Genomic DNA, 16,139 nt, shown 5'->3' on the forward strand with positions numbered 1-16,139 from the left:
TAGGGTGAGAGGCGTGTCAGACGTCTACGCCGAACCGACGACCGGAGCCGACCCGGCCGACCCGGCCACCCTGGCGCGCTACACCACGCTGCGCCTCGGTGGCCCCGCCGGCCGGTTGGCGACCGCCGCCAGCGCGGACGAAATCGTCCAGAAGGTGCAGGAAGCGGAGCTGCGGGAGGACCCCGTCCTGGTCCTCGCCGGCGGCAGCAACGTGGTGATCGGCGACCAGGGCTTCCCCGGCACCGTCGTGCTGATCCGCTCCCGGGGCTACCGGGTGGTCGCGGAGGATGCCGACACCGTCACCGTACGCGTCGAGGCCGGCGAGCCCTGGGACGACCTGGTGGCGGCGACCGTCGAGCACGGCTGGTCGGGGCTGGAGTGCCTCTCCGGCATCCCCGGCTCGGCCGGTGCCACCCCGATCCAGAACGTCGGCGCGTACGGCCAGGAGGTGGCCGAGACGATCGTCGCCGTCGAGGCGTACGACCGCAGCCACCGGGCGGTGGTCCGGATCGCGGCCGAGGACTGCGGGTTCGCGTACCGGGGCAGCATCTTCAAGTACAGCGACCGGTGGGTGGTGCTCTCGGTCGACTTCCGGCTCACCCGCGCCCCGCTCTCCGGCCCGGTGCGCTACGCCGAACTGGCCCGGGCGCTCGGCGTCGAGGTGGGCGACCGGGTGCCGCTGGCCGACGCCCGGGCCACCGTGCTGCGGCTGCGCGCCGGCAAGGGCATGGTGCTCGACCCGGACGACCCGGACACCCGCTCGGTGGGCTCGTTCTTCACGAATCCGGTGCTGGAGCGGGCCGCGTACGACCTTTTCCGGGAGCGGGTCGGTGACCTGGGTGACCCGCCGAACTGGCCCTGCCCGGGGGACCGGGTCAAGATCAGTGCCGCCTGGCTGATCGACAAGGCCGGCTTCGGCAAGGGCTACCCGGGCCCGGCCGGGATGGCGATCTCCAGCAAGCACACGCTGGCCCTCACCAACCGGGGCGGCACCGCCGGCACCGCCGCCCTGGTCGCCCTCGCCCGCGAGATCAGGGACGGCGTCCACGCCCGCTTCGGCGTGACCCTCCACCCCGAGCCCGTCCTCATCAACTGCACCATCTGACCCCGCACCCCCACCCCGCACCCCCCACCCCGCACCCCGCACCCCCCACCCCGCTCCCCCCACCCCCGCCCCGCACCCCCGCCCACCCCCGTGGCCTCTGCCCTCGCCCGCCCCGGCGGCCTCCGCCCTCGCCCGCCGCGGCGGCCTTCGGCATCGCCCACCCCGGCGGCCTTCGGCATCGCCCACCCCGGCGGCCTCTGCCCTCGCCCACCCCGGCGGCCTCCGGCGTCGATCATGGAGTTGTGGTGCCCGGCTCGCAGCTTTTGCGGCGTTTGTTCGGTGCCACAACTCCATGATCGCGGGTGCGGGTGCGGGTGCGGGTGCGGGTGGGCCCAGGCCAGGCCAGGGCGAGGCCAGGCTAGGGCGAGGGCAGGCAGGGCAGGGCGAGGGCAAGCCAGGCTAGCGAGGGCAGGCCAGGCCAGGCCAGGCCAGGGCGAGGGCGGGGCGGGGGCGAGGGCGGAGGGGTCAGGTGGGGGCGATGGTGGGCCAGGGGAGGGTGAGTTCGCCGAGGCGCCAGCGGCGGGGGCGGTCGAGGACGGGCCAGCCGGCCTGTCTGACGGCGGCCACCGTCCTGGTCCAGCGGTCGCGGGGGCCGAACGGGGCGTAGCCGGCGGCGGCCTGCCAGGCGTCGGCCAGGGCGACGAGCAGGTCGTGGATCGGCTCGCCGGGCACGTTGCGGTGGATCAGCGCCTTGGGCAGCCGCTCCGCGAACTGGGCCGGGCTCTCCAGGGTGGTCGGCCGCGCGGCCAGGGTCAGCGTGCGCGGGCCGGACGCGTCCAGCAGCACCCAGGCGCCGAGCCGGCCCAGCTCGTCGCAGGTGCCCTCGACGAGCAGCCCGCCCGGGGCCAGCCGCCCGGTGACGGTACGCCAGGCCTCGGCGACCTCGCTCTCGTCGTACTGCCGCAGCACGTTGAACGCCCGGACCAGCGCGGGCCGGAGCCCGGCCAGTTCGAAGCCGCCCCGGGCGAAGGTCAGGCCGGGCGGGTCGGCGGCCGGTTGGGCGGCGGCCACGCGTACCGGATCGATCTCCAGCCCGACCACCCGGACGTCGGCGCGGACCCCGGCGGCGAGCCGGGCCCGCAGCTCGACGGCGGTGACCGGGGTGGCGCCGTAGCCCAGGTCGACGACGAGCGGGTCGGCGGCGGCCCGCAGCGCGGGGCCGCAGGTCTCGACGATCCAGTTGTCCACCCGGCGGAGCCGGTTGGGGTTCGTCGTCCCGCGCGTGACGACGCCCAGCGGTTTCATCAGCTCACCCGGTGCACCTTGTGCTGGGCGGCCTGGGCCAGCGGGCGGACCACCAGCTGGTCGATGTTGACGTGCTGCGGGCGGGTGGCGCACCAGGCGACGCAGTCGGCGATGTCCTCGGCGACCAGCGGCTCGGCGACACCGGCGTAGACGGCGTCGGCCCTGGCCGCGTCGCCGTCGAACCGGACCAGCCCGAACTCCTCCGTCCTGACCATGCCCGGGTCGATCTCGATGACCCGGACCGGGCGGCCGCACAGCTCGAGCCGCAGCGTCCCGGCGACCGCGGTCTGCGCGTGCTTGGCGGCGGTGTAGCCGCCGCCGCCCTCGTAGACCACCTGACCGGCGGTGGAGCTGATGATCACGATGGTGCCAGCACCGGAGGCCTCCAGCGCGGGCAGCAGCGCCTGGGTGACCCGGACCGTGCCGAGCACGTTCACCTCGTACATCCACTGCCAGTCGCCCACCGAGCCGGACTCCACCGGGTCCAGGCCGCGCGCGCCGCCGGCGTTGTTGACCAGCACGGTGACCGGGCCGGGCGCGGCGGCCGCGGCGGCGGCCAGGCCGGCGACGGACTCGTCCGAGGTGACGTCGCACTCCACCGCGGTGGCGGCCCCGCCGGCCGACTCGATCTCGGCGACCAGGCCGGCCAGCCGGTCGGTGCGCCGCGCGGCGGCGAGTACGTGGAAACCCTCGGCGGCCAGCCGGCGGGCGGTGGCCGCGCCGATCCCGCTGGACGCTCCGGTGACGATGGCGACAGAGGTCATCCGGCCATTCTCCCCCGGCCCGTGCCGGGGCGTGCCGATGAGCTCCGTCACGCCGGGACCCGGCCGGGAAGCATTTCCCAAGCCCGATGGGGAAGATGACATCCGGCGTGGAGGTTGACCGAGAAGCGCCGGTCGTGCGGGACGGCATCAACCGTGACAGAGGGAGCGGACGTGGCGGATTTGCACACCGGTGTCGGTCGTCAGCGAGGTGCCCTGCCGTGGCCACGGCCGCGCCGCATCGCCACCGTCTCCGTGCACACCTCCCCGCTGCACCAGCCCGGCACGGGCGACGCCGGCGGCATGAACGTCTACATCCTGGAGATCGCCCGGCGGTTGGCCGAGGCCGACGTCGAGGTGGAGATCTTCACCCGGGCCACCTCCGGTGACCTGCCGCCGGTGGTCGAGATGGCGCCCGGGGTGCACGTCCGGCACGTCACCGCCGGCCCGCTCGAAGGGCTGACCAAGGAGGAGCTGCCCGGGCAGCTCTGCGCGTTCACCGCGGGCGTGCTGCGCGCCGAGGCGGCCCGCCCGCCGGGCCACTACGACCTGATCCACTCGCACTACTGGCTCTCCGGCCAGGTCGGCTGGCTGGCCAAGGAGCGGTGGGGGGTGCCGCTGGTGCACACCGCGCACACCCTCGCCAAGGTCAAGAACGCGCAGCTCGCCGCCGGGGACCGGCCGGAGCCCAAGGCCCGGGTGATCGGCGAGGAGCAGGTGGTGGCGGAGGCCGACCGGCTGGTCGCCAACACCCGGGTCGAAGCCGGCGACCTGATCGACCGGTACAACGCCGACCCGGCCCGGGTCGCCGTGGTGCAGCCGGGGGTGGATCTGGACCGGTTCCGCCCGGCCGCCGGTGACCGGCACGCCGCCCGGATGGCCGCGCGCCGCCGCCTCGGCCTGCCCACCGCCGGGTACGTGGTCGCCTTCGTCGGCCGGATCCAGCCGCTCAAGGCCCCCGACGTGCTGATCCGTGCGGTCGCCGCGCTGCGCCAGCGCGATCCCGCGCTCGCCGACGAGGTGACCGTGGTGATCTGCGGCGGCCCCAGCGGCAGCGGCCTCGACCGGCCCACCGCGCTGATCGAGCTGGCCGCCTCGCTCGGGGTGGCCGACCGGGTGTGCTTCCTGCCGCCGCGTACCGGCGAGGACCTGCCCGCCCTCTACCGGGCCGCCGACCTGGTCGCGGTGCCCTCGTACAACGAGTCGTTCGGGCTGGTGGCGCTGGAGGCCCAGGCCTGCGGCACGCCGGTGCTGGCGGCGGCGGTGGGCGGTCTGGTGACCGCGGTCCGGGACGGCGTCAGCGGGATGCTCATCGACGGCCACGACCCGGTGGACTGGGCCCGGGCGCTGGCCCGCCTGCTGCCCGACCGGCTGTGCCGGGCCGCGCTGGCCCAGGGCGCCGAGCGGCACGCCCGCGACTTCTCCTGGCAGCGTACGGTGACCGGGCTGCTCGCCGTCTACAGCGAGGCGATCGCCGAGCAGCGGGCCCGGCTGGCCGACCGGCTGGCCCGCGATCCCGCCCTCTCCTGCTCGTGGTGACCCGGGCCGCCCGCCCGGCGCGCGGTGGGTGGCGACCGTAGAGTGGGTGCGATGAGCCGCCGGAGTGACGTCGCCGCGTTGATCGAGTCGGTCTGCGCCGAGCGTGAGCTGGAGTGGGAGTCCACCGGCGAGACGTCGTACGCGGTCACCCTGCCGGGCACGCACAAGCTCAAGACGATCTGCAACCTGATCGTGGGCGAGCACGCGCTGCGGGTCGAGGCGTTCGTGATGCGCCAGCCGGACGAGCGCCGGGAGGAGCTCTGGGCCTGGCTGTTGCAGCGCAACGCCCGGATGTACGGGGTGTCGTTCTCCATCGACGCGGTCGGTGACGTCTACCTGACCGGGCGGGTCAACCTGGCCGGGGTGGACGAGGAGGAGCTGGACCGGCTCCTCGGCGCCGTGCTGACCTACGCCGACGAGTCGTTCGACAGCATGCTGGAGATCGGCTTCGGCACCGCGATCCGCCGGGAGTGGGAGTGGCGGGTCAAGCGGGGCGAGTCGACGGCCAATCTGGCCGCGTTCGCCCACCTCTTCGAGCCGTCGGCCGACGCGACCTCGGGCGTCGGAGGTTCGGACCCGTCCTGACGGGTATGCCGCACCGCGCGGTGCGGCACTGGGACCCACCGCGGGCCGAGGACGGACTGTCGAGGAGCGTTTCTCATGGCTCAGCGCAACAGCTCAGGTCGCGGCAGCACCGCGGCCAGGACCAAGCGGCAACCCGGCAACCAGACCGCGAACACGCCGGGCATCGCCGAATCCGACATCTCGCGGATGAAGGTGGACGACCTCCGGGGGCAACTCCGCCGCCGCGGGGTCACCGGAATCTCCACCATGCGCAAGCCGGATCTGGTGAAGACCCTGACCCGGACCCTGCGCTCGGAGTCGCGCGGTGGTGCGGCCCGGAAGAGCACCGGCCCCGCCGGCCGGGCGTCCGCGACGAAGAAGACCGCCGCGGCGAAGAAGACGACCGCGAAGAAGACCACCGCCCGGGCGAAGGCGGCGCCGGCCGCGAAGGCGACCGGCGCGCGGGCCCGCAAGTCGGCGCCGGCGGCGAAGGCGGCCGGCGCGCGGACCCGGAAGGCGGCACCGGCCGCGAAGACCACCGGCGCGCGGACCCGGACGGGCACGGCCGCGAAGCGGACCACCGCCGCGCGGAAGTCGGCGCCCGCCGCGAAGCGCACCACCGCCCGGGCCAAGGCCGCACCGGCCCGCCGGGCCACCGCCCGGGCGGCCCCGTCCGGGGGTACGACGACGGGGCGGGCGTCCAGCCGGTCGGTCGGTTCGTCCCAGCTCATCATGTCGCTGGAGGATCGGCCGGAGCGTCCGGGTCGCAGCCTGGTCACCCGCAACCACGAGGTGATCCAGCGCTGGGCGCGGGCCCGCAACGCCAAGCCGGCCACCATCGCCGGTACGGAGCGCGGCAACCGGCCGGGGGTGCTCACCTTCAACATCCCGGGCTACCGGGAGAGCAGCCGGATCCAGGAGATCAGCTGGGACGACTGGTTCCGCACGTTCGACCTGCGCCGGCTGAACCTGATCTACCAGGAGCAGCTTCGGGACGGCCGGCAGAGCAACTTCTTCCGGACCGAGAACCCGAATCGGGAGGACGGTTGAGGTTTACGGGAATGGCCGGCGGGGATTCCCTGTTGGCCATGACCGAGGCCCGGAGCAGGAGCTTTCCGGCCCGGTTGTGACGGGCGAGACAGCGATCCGGGTTGAATCCGGAATCCGGGCGAACTAACTTTATTGCACCGCGTCACGCTTGGAATCGTTCGGGGGAGCGGCGGATCGATCAGATCCGCGCAAGCGAGACGCGAGGGATCGGGTGGAGCACGCCGTTGGGGGACGGTGCCACCCGGTGGAACCGGCGGCGCGAGCGGGCGACGCTTACGGGGGTGAGGGTCGCCCGCCGCCGCCGGGCGTACGGTCCGAGCGCCCATCCTGACGGGGGTCAGGGTGGGCGCTCGAGCCGTTTCCGGCCGGTGCCGGTCAGGCTCCCCGGCCAGCGGTGCCGGTCAGCGCTCCCCGGCCAGCGCCTTCTCCCGCTCGGCGGTGGCCGCTCGCAGCGCCGCGACCCGGCGTTCCCGGACCGGGCCGGCGAGCAGGTGACCGACCGCGGCGACGAGGCCGAGCCCGCCCACCACGAGCCAGTGCCGTTCGCCGAGGTGCTGGATGCTGAGCCCGCCCAACGCGGGCGCCACGAAGGACGCGGCCGGGAAGGTCAGGTAGAAGACCGACTGGTAGCGGGCCCGCAGCTCGGGCGGGGCGAGGTCCGCGTTGATCTGGGCGTTCGGCGGCGCCGCCAGCATCTGCCCGACCGTCCAGACCACCGCGGCACCCAGGTAGACCGGCAGGTGGTCGGCGGCGGACAGGGCGCCGAAGCCGAGCGCCATGAGCCCGGTGGAGACCGACAGCACGGCCGACTTGCGGTAGGGCGCGATGAGCCGGGGCACGAAGAGCTGGCCGACCACGATGAGCGCGCCGCCCAGCGCCACCACCAGCCCGTACGACGACGGGCGCAGGCCGTCGGCGCGCATCGCCAGCGGCATGATCGTCGAGGTCTGCATGGTGAGCACGGCCAACAGGAAGGTCAGCCCGACGAAGGTGAGGAAGACCCGGTCGGTCAGCGCGGTGTGCAGGCCGGGCCGGCGTCCGCCCGGGGCGGACGGCACCCGGATGCGCCGGTCGAGCGTCTCGGGGACCTTCAGCGCGATCACCACCGCCGTCACCAGCGTGGTGCAGGCGTCGACCAGGAAGAGCGCCAGGTAGCTCGCCTCGGCCAGCACGCCCGCCAGCAGCGACGCCACCGCCATGCCCAGGTTGAACGCCCAGAACTGCAGGTTGAACGCCCGGGCGCGGCGCTCCTCCGGCACCACGTCCACGATCGCCGCGACGAAGGCCGGGCTGGGCATCGAGTGCGCCACGCCGACCAGCGCGGCCAGCACGGCGATCACCAGCAGGTGCCGGCTGAACGCCAGCGCCACCATCAGCCCGGCCGCGACCAGGTGCGCGGCGAGCAGGGTGGACCGCCGACCCCACCGGTCCGCGAGCACCCCACCGAGCAGCGTGCCGGCCGCCCCGCCCACCCCGTACGCCCCGACGACCAGTCCGGCCAGGGCCGGCGAGGCGCCGCGCGCGGCGGTCAGGTAGAGCGAGAGGAAGAGCATCGCGAACGCGCCGGCCCGGTTGATCAGGATGCCGGACCAGAGGTACCAGAAGGTGCCGGGGAGCCCGCCGGCCGAGCTGTCCCACCAGCGCCGCAGGCCGCGCACCCGTCCTCCATGAAGGTTTGTTAACTACTCCGCCGTCGACCGTAGGCAGCCGGGCCGGCCCGCGCCAGCGTGGCGCTGCTCACCTACCCCCGCGGGACGGCGCGTCGGCCCGCCGTCCCGGCTGCGGTGGGTGACCCGGCTGACCGCGCGTCGGCCCGCGGTCCCAGTGCGGTAGGTGACCCGAGGGCGCGCCGACAAACGTGCGGAGGCAAAGGGATCGGCGCCCGACGCGGCCGCGCGCCGGCGTACCTCACTGGGTGGCGCGGACCGGCTCGGCGGGTCCGGTGGCCGCGGCCTCGGCCGCCTCGGGCACCGGGGTGCGGACCACGGTGACCGGCCGGACCGGCAGGGTCGGGGTGCGCAGCTGGGCCGCCCGCCGCTCGCGGGCCGGGCCGGAGACCAGGTGGGCCACCGCCATCACCCCGCCGACCACGGCGCAGCCGAGCCAGAGCGTCGTGTTGCCGGCGTGCTCGCGGACCAGGCCGCCGAGGACCGGCGCGGCGGCCCCGGCCACCTGCCAGGAGAGCGAGAAGACGCCCTGATAGCGGCCGCGCAGCTCGGCGGGGGAGAGTTCGGCGATGAGGGTGGAGTTGGAGGGCGAGTTGAGCATCTCGCCGACCGTCCAGACGAGCACGGTGAGGCCGTAGAACCAGGCCGCGTGGGCGAACGCGGTGAGCCCGAAGCCGACGCCCATCACCAGCGCCGCGAGCGCCAACACGTGCGACCGGCTCCGCCCCTTGATCAACCGGGGTACGAAGAGCTGGCCCACCACGATCAGCACCCCGTTGAGCGCGATCACCGAGCCGTACGTGGCGGGGCTCAGGCCGGAGTCGCCCATGGCGATGGGCAGCATCGAGATGTGCTGGAGGAAGACCAGCGCGGCGAAGAGGTTGAGCGCCACGAAGCCGAGGTAGACCCGGTCGTTGAGGATGGTCCGCAGGACGCCGGCCGGGGCACGGCCGTCGGACCGGGCCGGGCCGGCCGCGACCGAGCGGGTCTCCCGGACCCGGGTGAAGATGATCAGCGCGGTGACCAGCGTGGTGGCCGCGTCGACCACGAAGAGCAGCAGGTAGCCGGCCTGGGCGGCGAACCCGGCCAGGACGGCGGCGCAGGCGAAGCCGAGGTTGATCGCCCAGTAGTTGAGGGAGAAGGCGCGCAGCCGGTCCTTCTCCGGCACCACGTCGATCATCATGGCGCCGAAGGCCGGGCGGGCCGCCTCGGCGAACATGCCGAGCAGCAGCGCGCCGAGGGCCACCGCCCAGAGCGGCCGGGCCAGCCCGAGCGCGAGCATCATGGTGGCCGCGCCGAGGTGCGCGGTGAGCAGGGTGGGGCGCCGGCCCCACCGGTCCGCCAGGGTGCCCCCGACGGTGGTGCCGACCGCCCCGCCGACGCCCCAGAGCCCGATCACCAGGCCGGCCGCCGACGCCGAGAAGCCGCGCTCCTGGGTGAGGTAGATGGCCAGGAAGACCAGCACGAACGAACCGAGCCGGTTGATCAGCGTGCCGGTCCACAGGTACCAGAAGGCCCGCGGCAGCCCGCCCGTGGTGTTCTGGAACCAGCCGCGTACCGTCCGCATCCGACGCCCCCGTTTTGGTAATGACCGATGGTTATTGAGCGCCTTACAACCTAGTCCCGGCCCGGAACGCCGGTCATCAGCTTTTCCACGTGGTGGTCGTCACCACCGGTCCCCGCGTGTCCGCCCGGGCGGTACGGCAGGATGATCCGCATGACTGCGAGCGAGGGGCCCACCATCGGGACGCTGGTCCTGCTGCGGCACGGCGAGAGCGACTGGAACGCCAAGAACCTCTTCACCGGCTGGGTCGACGTCGACCTGACCGCGAAGGGCGAGAACGAGGCGCGGCGCGGCGGCGAGCTGCTCCGCGAGCACAACCTGCTGCCGGACGTGGTGCACACCAGCGTGCTGCGCCGCGCGATCCGCACCGCCGAGCTGGCGCTGAACGCCGCCGACCGGCACTGGATCGCGGTACGCCGGTCGTGGCGGCTCAACGAGCGGCACTACGGCGCCCTCCAGGGCAAGAACAAGAAGCAGACCCTGGACGAGTACGGCGAGGAGCAGTTCATGCTCTGGCGCCGGTCGTACGACACGCCGCCGCCGCCGATCGACGACAACGACGAGTGGTCCCAGGTCGGCGACCCCCGGTACGCGCTCCTCCCGACCGAGCTGATGCCGCGTACCGAATGCCTGAAGGACGTCGTCGAGCGGATGCTGCCCTACTGGTACGACTCGATCGTGCCGGACATCCTGGCCGGCCGGACGGTGCTGGTGGCCGCGCACGGCAACTCGCTGCGCGCCCTGGTCAAGCACCTCGACCAGATCTCCGACGAGGCGATCGCCAAGCTGAACATCCCCACCGGCATCCCGCTCCGCTACGACCTCGACCCGCACCTGCGCCCGCAGGTGCTCGGCGGTACCTACCTCGACCCGGAGGCCGCCAAGGCGGCCGCCGCCGCGGTCGCCAACCAGGGCCGCTGACCCCGGCCGACGGAAAGGCCCCCGGGTGACCGGGGGCCTTCGTCGTGCCCGGCTCGGCTCGCGGCCAGGGCTGGTGCCGGGCTCGGCGCGCGGCCGGGGCTGGTGCCTGGCTCAGTTCGCCGAGGGTGCCGTCTCGCCGGTGATCAGGTAGACCACGTGCTCGCCGGCGTTGACCGCGTGGTCGGCGAAGCGCTCGTAGAAGCGGCCCAGCAGGGTCGCGTCGATCGCCGTCTCCACCCCGTACGGCCAGCCCTCGCCGAGCAGCACACCGAACAGGCTCTTGTGCAGGTCGTCCATGGCGTCGTCGTCGCGGTCCAGCTCGGCGGCGAGGTCGGCGTCGGGCTTGGCCAGCACGGTGGCGATCTTCTCGGCCATCCGGTCGGCGATGGCCGCCATGTCGGTGAAGACCGGCCGCAGCTCGGCCGGCACCGCCGGCGACGGGTGCCGGCGCAGCGCGGTCTTGGCGACGTGCTCGGCCAGATCGCCCATCCGCTCCAGGTCGGCGGCGACGTGCAGCGCGGTGATCATGGCGCGCAGGTCGGAGGCGACCGGCGCCTGCCGGGCCAGTAGGTCGCAGACCCGCTCCTCCACGTGCCGGTACAGGTCGTCGATCTCGGCGTCCCGCGCGATCACCGTCTCGGACGCCGCCCGGTCGGCGGTGAGCAGGCCCCGGGTGGCGTGGCGCATGGCGGACCGCACCCCCTCCGCCATGTCCACCAGCAGTTGGCTGACGATCTGCAGGTCGGCCCGGAATTCGTCGCGCATCGTCACTTCCTGGGGTCGGTGGCCGCCGGCGGCCGGAGCGGCCCGGGTACGGCGTGAGCAGGTGCGCGACCCACCGTAGGCCGGGGGAACCGGCGCCACGGTGAACGCGGGTGAACGGCACGGGACCCGGGGGTGAACTTTCCCGGAAGCGCGAGTGCTTCGTCCCGTTCTGCCCGATGGCCAGGTAAACGATGACCCTACGATCGCCGGGTGGAATGGGCGGTGACGGTCGGGGTGGCCGTGGCACTGGTGACCGGGCTGGTCGCCGGGCTGCTGCTGTCCGGGCCCGTCCGGGAGTGGCGGCGCCGGTCGGCGCGGCCGAGGAGCCGCGGCTCCCGAGGAGGCGCAGGGAGACCCGCGATTCCGGACGACCAGCAGGCCCGGCTCGCCGGGCTCGGCCGCAAATCGATCGACGCGCTGCGCGCCGGAGTGGTGGTGCTCGACCCGGACGACGAGCCGGTGCTGGTGAACCCGGCCGCCCGGGCGATGGGCCTGCTCCGCACCGGGGCGACGCCCGGCTCGATCGCCGCGCACCCGTTGATCCGTACCCTCGCCGGGCAGGTCCGCCGCACGGGCGTGCGGCGCGAGATCGAGCTGGACCTGCCGCGGGGCCGCGACAGCGCCGGAGAGAACCCGCTCGGCGTGCACCTGCGCGCCATGGGGCTGGGCGCCGGCTACATCTCGGTCGAGGCGGCCGACGTCACCGAGTCGCACCGGCTGGCCCGGGTACGGCGGGACTTCGTGGCCAACGTCAGCCACGAGCTGAAGACCCCGATCGGCGCCCTGCAACTGCTCGCCGAGGCGCTGGTGGACGCCACCGAACCGGCCGGCGAGGCCGCGGCCGACCTCTCCGAGGACATGATCGCCGCCCGCCGGTTCGCCGAGCGCATCCAGCACGAGTCCACCCGCCTCGGCCGGCTCGTCCAGGAACTGCTGGAACTCACCCGGCTCCAGGGCGCCGAACCGCAGCCCGCCCCCGAACCGGTCGCCGTGGACTGGGTGATCGCCGAGGTGCTCGACCGGACCCGGACGGCGGCCACCGCCCGCCGGGTGGAAATCGTCGTGGCCGGCCAGCGTGGCCTCACCGCGTACGGCAGCGACAGCCAACTCGCCACGGCGGTGGCGAACCTGGTGGAGAACGCGATCAACTACTCGGGCGAGGACACCACCGTCCGGGTCACCGCACAGGCCACCGACGAGCACGTCGAGATCGCGGTGGCCGACCAGGGCATCGGCATCGCCCCGAACGAGGTCGACCGGATCTTCGAGCGGTTCTACCGGGCCGACCAGGCCCGCTCCCGCTCCACCGGCGGCACCGGCCTCGGTCTGGCCATCGTGAAACACATCGCCAGCAACCATGGCGGCCGGGTGGATGTGTCGAGCACTCTTGGTGGTGGGTCGACGTTCACCCTCCGGCTGCCCGCCAGCCCTCCGGACGACCTGGAGGCGACACTCTCCTCCACTGGGATCGAGGCCGGCCCGGCCGACTTCCGGCCGGTCTGACCGACAGGAAAGGAACACCCCGTTGAGCCGCGTACTGGTGGTCGAGGACGAGGAATCGTTCTCCGACGCCCTGTCCTACATGCTCCGCAAGGAGGGCTTCGAGGTGTCCGTCGCCGCGACGGGGCCCGCCGCCCTCACCGAGTTCGACCGGACCGGCGCCGACATCGTGCTGCTCGACCTGATGCTCCCGGAGATGTCGGGTAGCGAGGTCTGCCGCCAGCTCCGCCAGCGTTCCCACGTCCCGATCATCATGGTGACCGCCCGGGACAGCGAGATCGACAAGGTGGTCGGCCTGGAGATCGGGGCCGACGACTACGTGACCAAGCCGTACTCGCCGCGCGAGCTGGTGGCCCGGATCCGGGCGGTGCTGCGCCGGCAGAGCGCCGAGGCGAACGAGCCGGGCGGCCCGACGCTGGCCGCCGGCCCGGTCCGGATGGACATCGAACGGCACGTGGTGACCGTCGACGGCGCCGGCGTGCAACTGCCGCTCAAGGAGTTCGAGCTGCTGGAGCTGCTGCTGCGCAACGCCGGCCGGGTGCTCACCCGGGGCCAGCTCATCGACCGGGTCTGGGGCGCCGACTACGTGGGCGACACCAAGACGCTCGACGTGCACGTGAAGCGGCTGCGGTCCAAGATCGAGCCCGAGCCGTCCGCGCCCCGCTACATCGTCACGGTCCGGGGACTGGGCTACAAGTTCGAGCCGTGACCTTCGGCTGCGCTGGTAACAGCCAGGCGCCGTCCGTGTCGTGAGGTGCCGCCCGTCCGTGTCGTGACGTGCCGCCCGTCCGTGCCGTGGAGCTGGCGATGTCCGTGCCGTGCGCTGCGGCGTGGCGACCACCCGCGAGTCGACCAGGATCGGCCACTCCGTTGGCAGGCCGATCGGGGTGATCCCGCCGTATCCGCGGCCTGCGTTTCGTGTACGTTTTGCCCGGTTCGCGGGTCACCTCGGGTGCAGCCTGTCGGTGCGACCGTCCGGGGCGGCGCAGCTGCCCAGGACAGTGGCGGTTGCCGGGACAGTGCGGCTGCCCGGCGCAGTGCGGCAGCCTTCAGGCGATATCGCTGCCGGGGACGCTCGATGTCACTGCTCCTGCTCCGGCCAGGGCGGCCCGGGCGGATTGCCCGGTACTGAGCTGGCTGGGTGTGCCGGGTGGAACGCCATGGATGTCTCCGGGCTCCGGAAACCTCCATGGCGTTCCACCGACGAGAGCGACGCCCGCGTTGACCTGCCGCCCTTGGGGGTTATGTCCGGTCCCGGGGGTGTGGTCGGCGGCACCGTGGGGCCGGAATGGCTGGGGGCCGGGGGTCGTTGTATCCGGGTGAACGGCCAAGGAAGAGCACCCTTCACGGGTGTCGGGCCCCCGGGAATGATGGTGGGCCGGTGGTCGTTACACATGGTCCCGGCGCCGCGAAGAGGCCCCCGCCCCGCGGCCGGGATGATCCCCCTAAGACTTTCCCCCTCTGGGTGCGCGCTTATCGCGTTGTCATCCGTTGAGCGCCTGACGGTGCTTGCGCACATCTCACCGGTCCCCCGCCGGGGTGTGCGCCGTCCCCCGAATGGAGCTTTGTCATGAACACGATGCTGCGTAAGAGCGTGCTGGGTATTGCTGGTCTGGCGTTCACCGGTGGTGTGTTCGCCGGTCCGATCGCCGCCCACGCCGACACCCCGACCATGCAGGCGAAGCCGGTCGCGGCCGTGCAGGCCGACAAGCCGGACATGGGCAAGCTGATTCCGCACGGTGTGCAGGGCGCCCAGTCGCGTATCGACCTGTCCGATGAGCAGACCGCCAACGCCAAGGCGATCATCGCCGCCACCAAGAAGGCGGGTCTGCCGGAGCGGGCCGCGGTGATCTCCATCGCCACGAGCCTGCAGGAGTCGAAGCTGGAGAACCTGGGCCACCTCGGCGACCGCAACGATCACGACTCGCTGGGCCTGTTCCAGCAGCGCCCGAGCTCGGGTTGGGGCACGCCGGAGCAGATCACCGACCCCGAGTACTCCACGCTGGCCTTCCTCAAGGGCCTCAAGCAGGTCGACGGCTGGCAGGACATGCCGCTGACCGAGGCCGCCCAGACCGTGCAGGTCTCGGCCTACCCGGACGCCTACGCCCAGTGGGAGCAGCAGGCCGCCGACATCGTCGCCCAGCACTGGAACAGCTGACCAAGCCCAGCACGCAAACAACTGACCACAGCACCAAGCGCACGCTGGCCGGCACCCGAACCCGGGTGCCGGCCAGCGGCGTCTCCCGCCAGCCGAGCACAACCAGCTCAGCGAGCAGCCACCACCGGCCGACGAACGCCCACCACAGGCCGAAGGGTGAGCGTGCCGGCCGAGCCCACCACGGACCGGAGGCCCGAGCGGACCCGTCGACGACCGAACACAACGGCCTGAGCAAGCACAGCCGGTCACCGCCGGACGGCGAACGCCCACGACGGGCTGGGGGCGAGGGTGACCGGCGCAGGGATCAAGCCTGACCGCCCGGAGCCGGTCACCCTCGCCCCCAGCCCCAAGCGCAACCAGAACGCAGCCGCAACCAGAACACAGCCGCAACCAGCAACAACGCGGAACCAGGAAGCGAGGCGCGCGACCAGCGATCAGCCAGAGCTGGCCGGGTGCGGCGCTACCTGCCCCTGCCGGAGCCGCGCCGCGCACAGCTCGGCGAGCTTCGCGTATGCCGGGGCGCCGATCAGCGCGGTCAGCTCCGGTCCGTAGGAGATGTACATCGGCTCGGCGCCGACGTGCGCGTCGGTCGAGGAGGTGCACCACCAGTCCAGGTCGTGCCCGCCCGCGCCCCAGCCTCGCCGGTCGAACTCGGCGAGCGTGGAGATGAGCACCTTGGTGTTGTCGGGCCGCTTGTGCCAGTCCTGGTCCCGGCGGATCGGCAGCTGCCAGCAGACGTCCGGCTTGTATTCCAACGGGTGCACCCCGTCCCGCAGTGCCTGGGCGTGCAGCGCGCAGCCGCCCCCGGCGGGGAAGTCCGCGTCGTTGAGGAAGACGCAGGGCGCGTCGACGTCCCGGGTGGCCGTGCGCCGGGCCGGGCTCTTCCCGTCGATCGTGTCGCTCTCGGTCCAGTTCTTGAAGCCCCGGCGGAAGTGCTGCCAGGTCTGCGGGGTGAGCCGCTTGACCGCCGCCCGGACCCGCTTCTCGTCGTCGCCGTCGGTGAAGAACGCGCCGTGCGAGCAGCAGCCGTCGGCCGCCCGGCCGGCCACGATGCCGTGACAGCCCTTGCCGAAGATGCACGTCCAGCGGGAGAGCAGCCAGGTGAGGTCGGCCCGCACCACGTGCTTGGCGTCGGCCGGGTCGACGAACTCGATCCACTCCCGGGGGAAGTCCAGCCCCACCTCGCGGCTGCGCGGGTCGTCCGGGTCGTCCACCAGCACGTGAAGCTCGATCTGCCCTGTCACCCGGACCAGCGTACGCGCGGTGACCCTCGCCGGCCGGCGAGCCGACGAAACGTGTT

14 protein-coding genes are annotated in these 16,139 nt (G+C 73.4%); 8 read left to right on the forward strand and 6 right to left on the reverse strand.

Annotated elements, in window-relative coordinates; all coding sequences use genetic code 11:
• Window positions 1-13: 13 nt before the first annotated feature.
• Complete coding sequence (locus ACIBPB_RS15225; protein WP_396840220.1) at window positions 14-1,105, forward strand: UDP-N-acetylmuramate dehydrogenase; 1,092 nt, start codon at window positions 14-16, stop codon at window positions 1,103-1,105.
• A 465-nt stretch (window positions 1,106-1,570) separates the two neighbouring features.
• On the opposite strand, the gene ACIBPB_RS15230 is transcribed toward ACIBPB_RS15225, so the two are convergent.
• Window positions 1,571-2,350 carry a class I SAM-dependent methyltransferase gene (locus ACIBPB_RS15230; protein ID WP_396840221.1) on the reverse strand — a complete coding sequence of 260 codons (780 nt, stop codon included), beginning with the start codon at window positions 2,348-2,350 and terminating at the stop codon, window positions 1,571-1,573.
• Window positions 2,350-3,114, reverse strand: coding sequence for an SDR family oxidoreductase (locus ACIBPB_RS15235; protein WP_396840222.1), 765 nt, complete (start codon window positions 3,112-3,114; stop codon window positions 2,350-2,352). The genes ACIBPB_RS15230 and ACIBPB_RS15235 overlap by 1 nt, the downstream gene beginning before the upstream one ends.
• A gap of 171 nt (window positions 3,115-3,285) precedes the next feature.
• On the opposite strand from ACIBPB_RS15235, the gene mshA reads away from it, so the two are divergent.
• The 3 genes from mshA to ACIBPB_RS15250 all read left to right on the forward strand — a co-directional run bounded on the left by mshA (window position 3,286) and on the right by ACIBPB_RS15250 (window position 6,264).
• Window positions 3,286-4,650 carry a D-inositol-3-phosphate glycosyltransferase gene (mshA, locus tag ACIBPB_RS15240; RefSeq protein ID WP_396840223.1) on the forward strand — a complete coding sequence of 455 codons (1,365 nt, stop codon included), beginning with the start codon at window positions 3,286-3,288 and terminating at the stop codon, window positions 4,648-4,650.
• A 51-nt stretch (window positions 4,651-4,701) separates the two neighbouring features.
• Entirely contained in the window at window positions 4,702-5,235 is a 534-nt protein-coding gene (locus ACIBPB_RS15245; protein ID WP_396840225.1) for a YbjN domain-containing protein, read from the forward strand.
• A gap of 75 nt (window positions 5,236-5,310) precedes the next feature.
• A complete protein-coding gene (locus ACIBPB_RS15250) occupies window positions 5,311-6,264 on the forward strand; it encodes a hypothetical protein (RefSeq protein ID WP_396840226.1) in 954 nt (317 codons plus the stop codon).
• A gap of 401 nt (window positions 6,265-6,665) precedes the next feature.
• Here ACIBPB_RS15250 and ACIBPB_RS15255 read toward each other — a convergent pair whose 3' ends face one another.
• Together ACIBPB_RS15255 and ACIBPB_RS15260 are read right to left on the reverse strand one after the other, a co-directional pair.
• Complete coding sequence (locus ACIBPB_RS15255; RefSeq protein WP_396840227.1) at window positions 6,666-7,922, reverse strand: MDR family MFS transporter; 1,257 nt, start codon at window positions 7,920-7,922, stop codon at window positions 6,666-6,668.
• Between the two features lie 250 nt (window positions 7,923-8,172).
• Window positions 8,173-9,498, reverse strand: a complete 1,326-nt coding sequence (locus ACIBPB_RS15260) for an MDR family MFS transporter (protein ID WP_396840228.1) — start codon at window positions 9,496-9,498, stop codon at window positions 8,173-8,175.
• 150 nt (window positions 9,499-9,648) lie between these two features.
• Between ACIBPB_RS15260 and ACIBPB_RS15265 the strand changes: the two genes are divergently transcribed.
• Entirely contained in the window at window positions 9,649-10,416 is a 768-nt protein-coding gene (locus tag ACIBPB_RS15265; protein WP_396840229.1) for a phosphoglyceromutase, read from the forward strand.
• Between the two features lie 111 nt (window positions 10,417-10,527).
• On the opposite strand, the gene phoU is transcribed toward ACIBPB_RS15265, so the two are convergent.
• A complete protein-coding gene (phoU, locus tag ACIBPB_RS15270; protein WP_396840230.1) occupies window positions 10,528-11,181 on the reverse strand; it encodes a phosphate signaling complex protein PhoU in 654 nt (217 codons plus the stop codon).
• Window positions 11,182-11,391: 210 nt separating this feature from the next.
• On the opposite strand from phoU, the gene ACIBPB_RS15275 reads away from it, so the two are divergent.
• From ACIBPB_RS15275 to ACIBPB_RS15285, 3 genes are all read left to right on the forward strand, one after another.
• Entirely contained in the window at window positions 11,392-12,684 is a 1,293-nt protein-coding gene (locus ACIBPB_RS15275) for a sensor histidine kinase (RefSeq protein ID WP_396840232.1), read from the forward strand.
• A gap of 22 nt (window positions 12,685-12,706) precedes the next feature.
• Entirely contained in the window at window positions 12,707-13,390 is a 684-nt protein-coding gene (locus ACIBPB_RS15280) for a response regulator (protein ID WP_396840233.1), read from the forward strand.
• Between the two features lie 861 nt (window positions 13,391-14,251).
• Complete coding sequence (locus ACIBPB_RS15285; RefSeq protein WP_396840234.1) at window positions 14,252-14,839, forward strand: hypothetical protein; 588 nt, start codon at window positions 14,252-14,254, stop codon at window positions 14,837-14,839.
• A 434-nt stretch (window positions 14,840-15,273) separates the two neighbouring features.
• Here the strand turns inward: ACIBPB_RS15285 and ACIBPB_RS15290 are convergent, their stop codons facing one another.
• Entirely contained in the window at window positions 15,274-16,083 is an 810-nt protein-coding gene (locus ACIBPB_RS15290) for a hypothetical protein (RefSeq protein ID WP_396840235.1), read from the reverse strand.
• Window positions 16,084-16,139: the final 56 nt, after the last annotated feature.

Origin of the sequence: Micromonospora sp. NPDC049836 (assembly GCF_044465125.1) — a bacterium.
Taxonomy (GTDB): Bacteria; Actinomycetota; Actinomycetes; order Mycobacteriales; family Micromonosporaceae; genus Micromonospora.

What these genes read in the sequence shown, in the direction of transcription:
- ACIBPB_RS15230 (WP_396840221.1), bottom strand. Translation starts at nt 2,350, where the DNA reads ATGAAACCGCTGGGCGTCGTCACGCGCGGGACGACGAACCCCAACCGG.
- ACIBPB_RS15235 (WP_396840222.1), bottom strand. Translation starts at nt 3,114, where the DNA reads ATGACCTCTGTCGCCATCGTCACCGGAGCGTCCAGCGGGATCGGCGCG.
- ACIBPB_RS15245 (WP_396840225.1), top strand. Translation starts at nt 4,702, where the DNA reads ATGAGCCGCCGGAGTGACGTCGCCGCGTTGATCGAGTCGGTCTGCGCC.
- ACIBPB_RS15250 (WP_396840226.1), top strand. Translation starts at nt 5,311, where the DNA reads ATGGCTCAGCGCAACAGCTCAGGTCGCGGCAGCACCGCGGCCAGGACC.
- ACIBPB_RS15260 (WP_396840228.1), bottom strand. Translation starts at nt 9,498, where the DNA reads ATGCGGACGGTACGCGGCTGGTTCCAGAACACCACGGGCGGGCTGCCG.
- ACIBPB_RS15265 (WP_396840229.1), top strand. Translation starts at nt 9,649, where the DNA reads ATGACTGCGAGCGAGGGGCCCACCATCGGGACGCTGGTCCTGCTGCGG.
- phoU (WP_396840230.1), bottom strand. Translation starts at nt 11,181, where the DNA reads ATGCGCGACGAATTCCGGGCCGACCTGCAGATCGTCAGCCAACTGCTG.
- ACIBPB_RS15285 (WP_396840234.1), top strand. Translation starts at nt 14,252, where the DNA reads ATGAACACGATGCTGCGTAAGAGCGTGCTGGGTATTGCTGGTCTGGCG.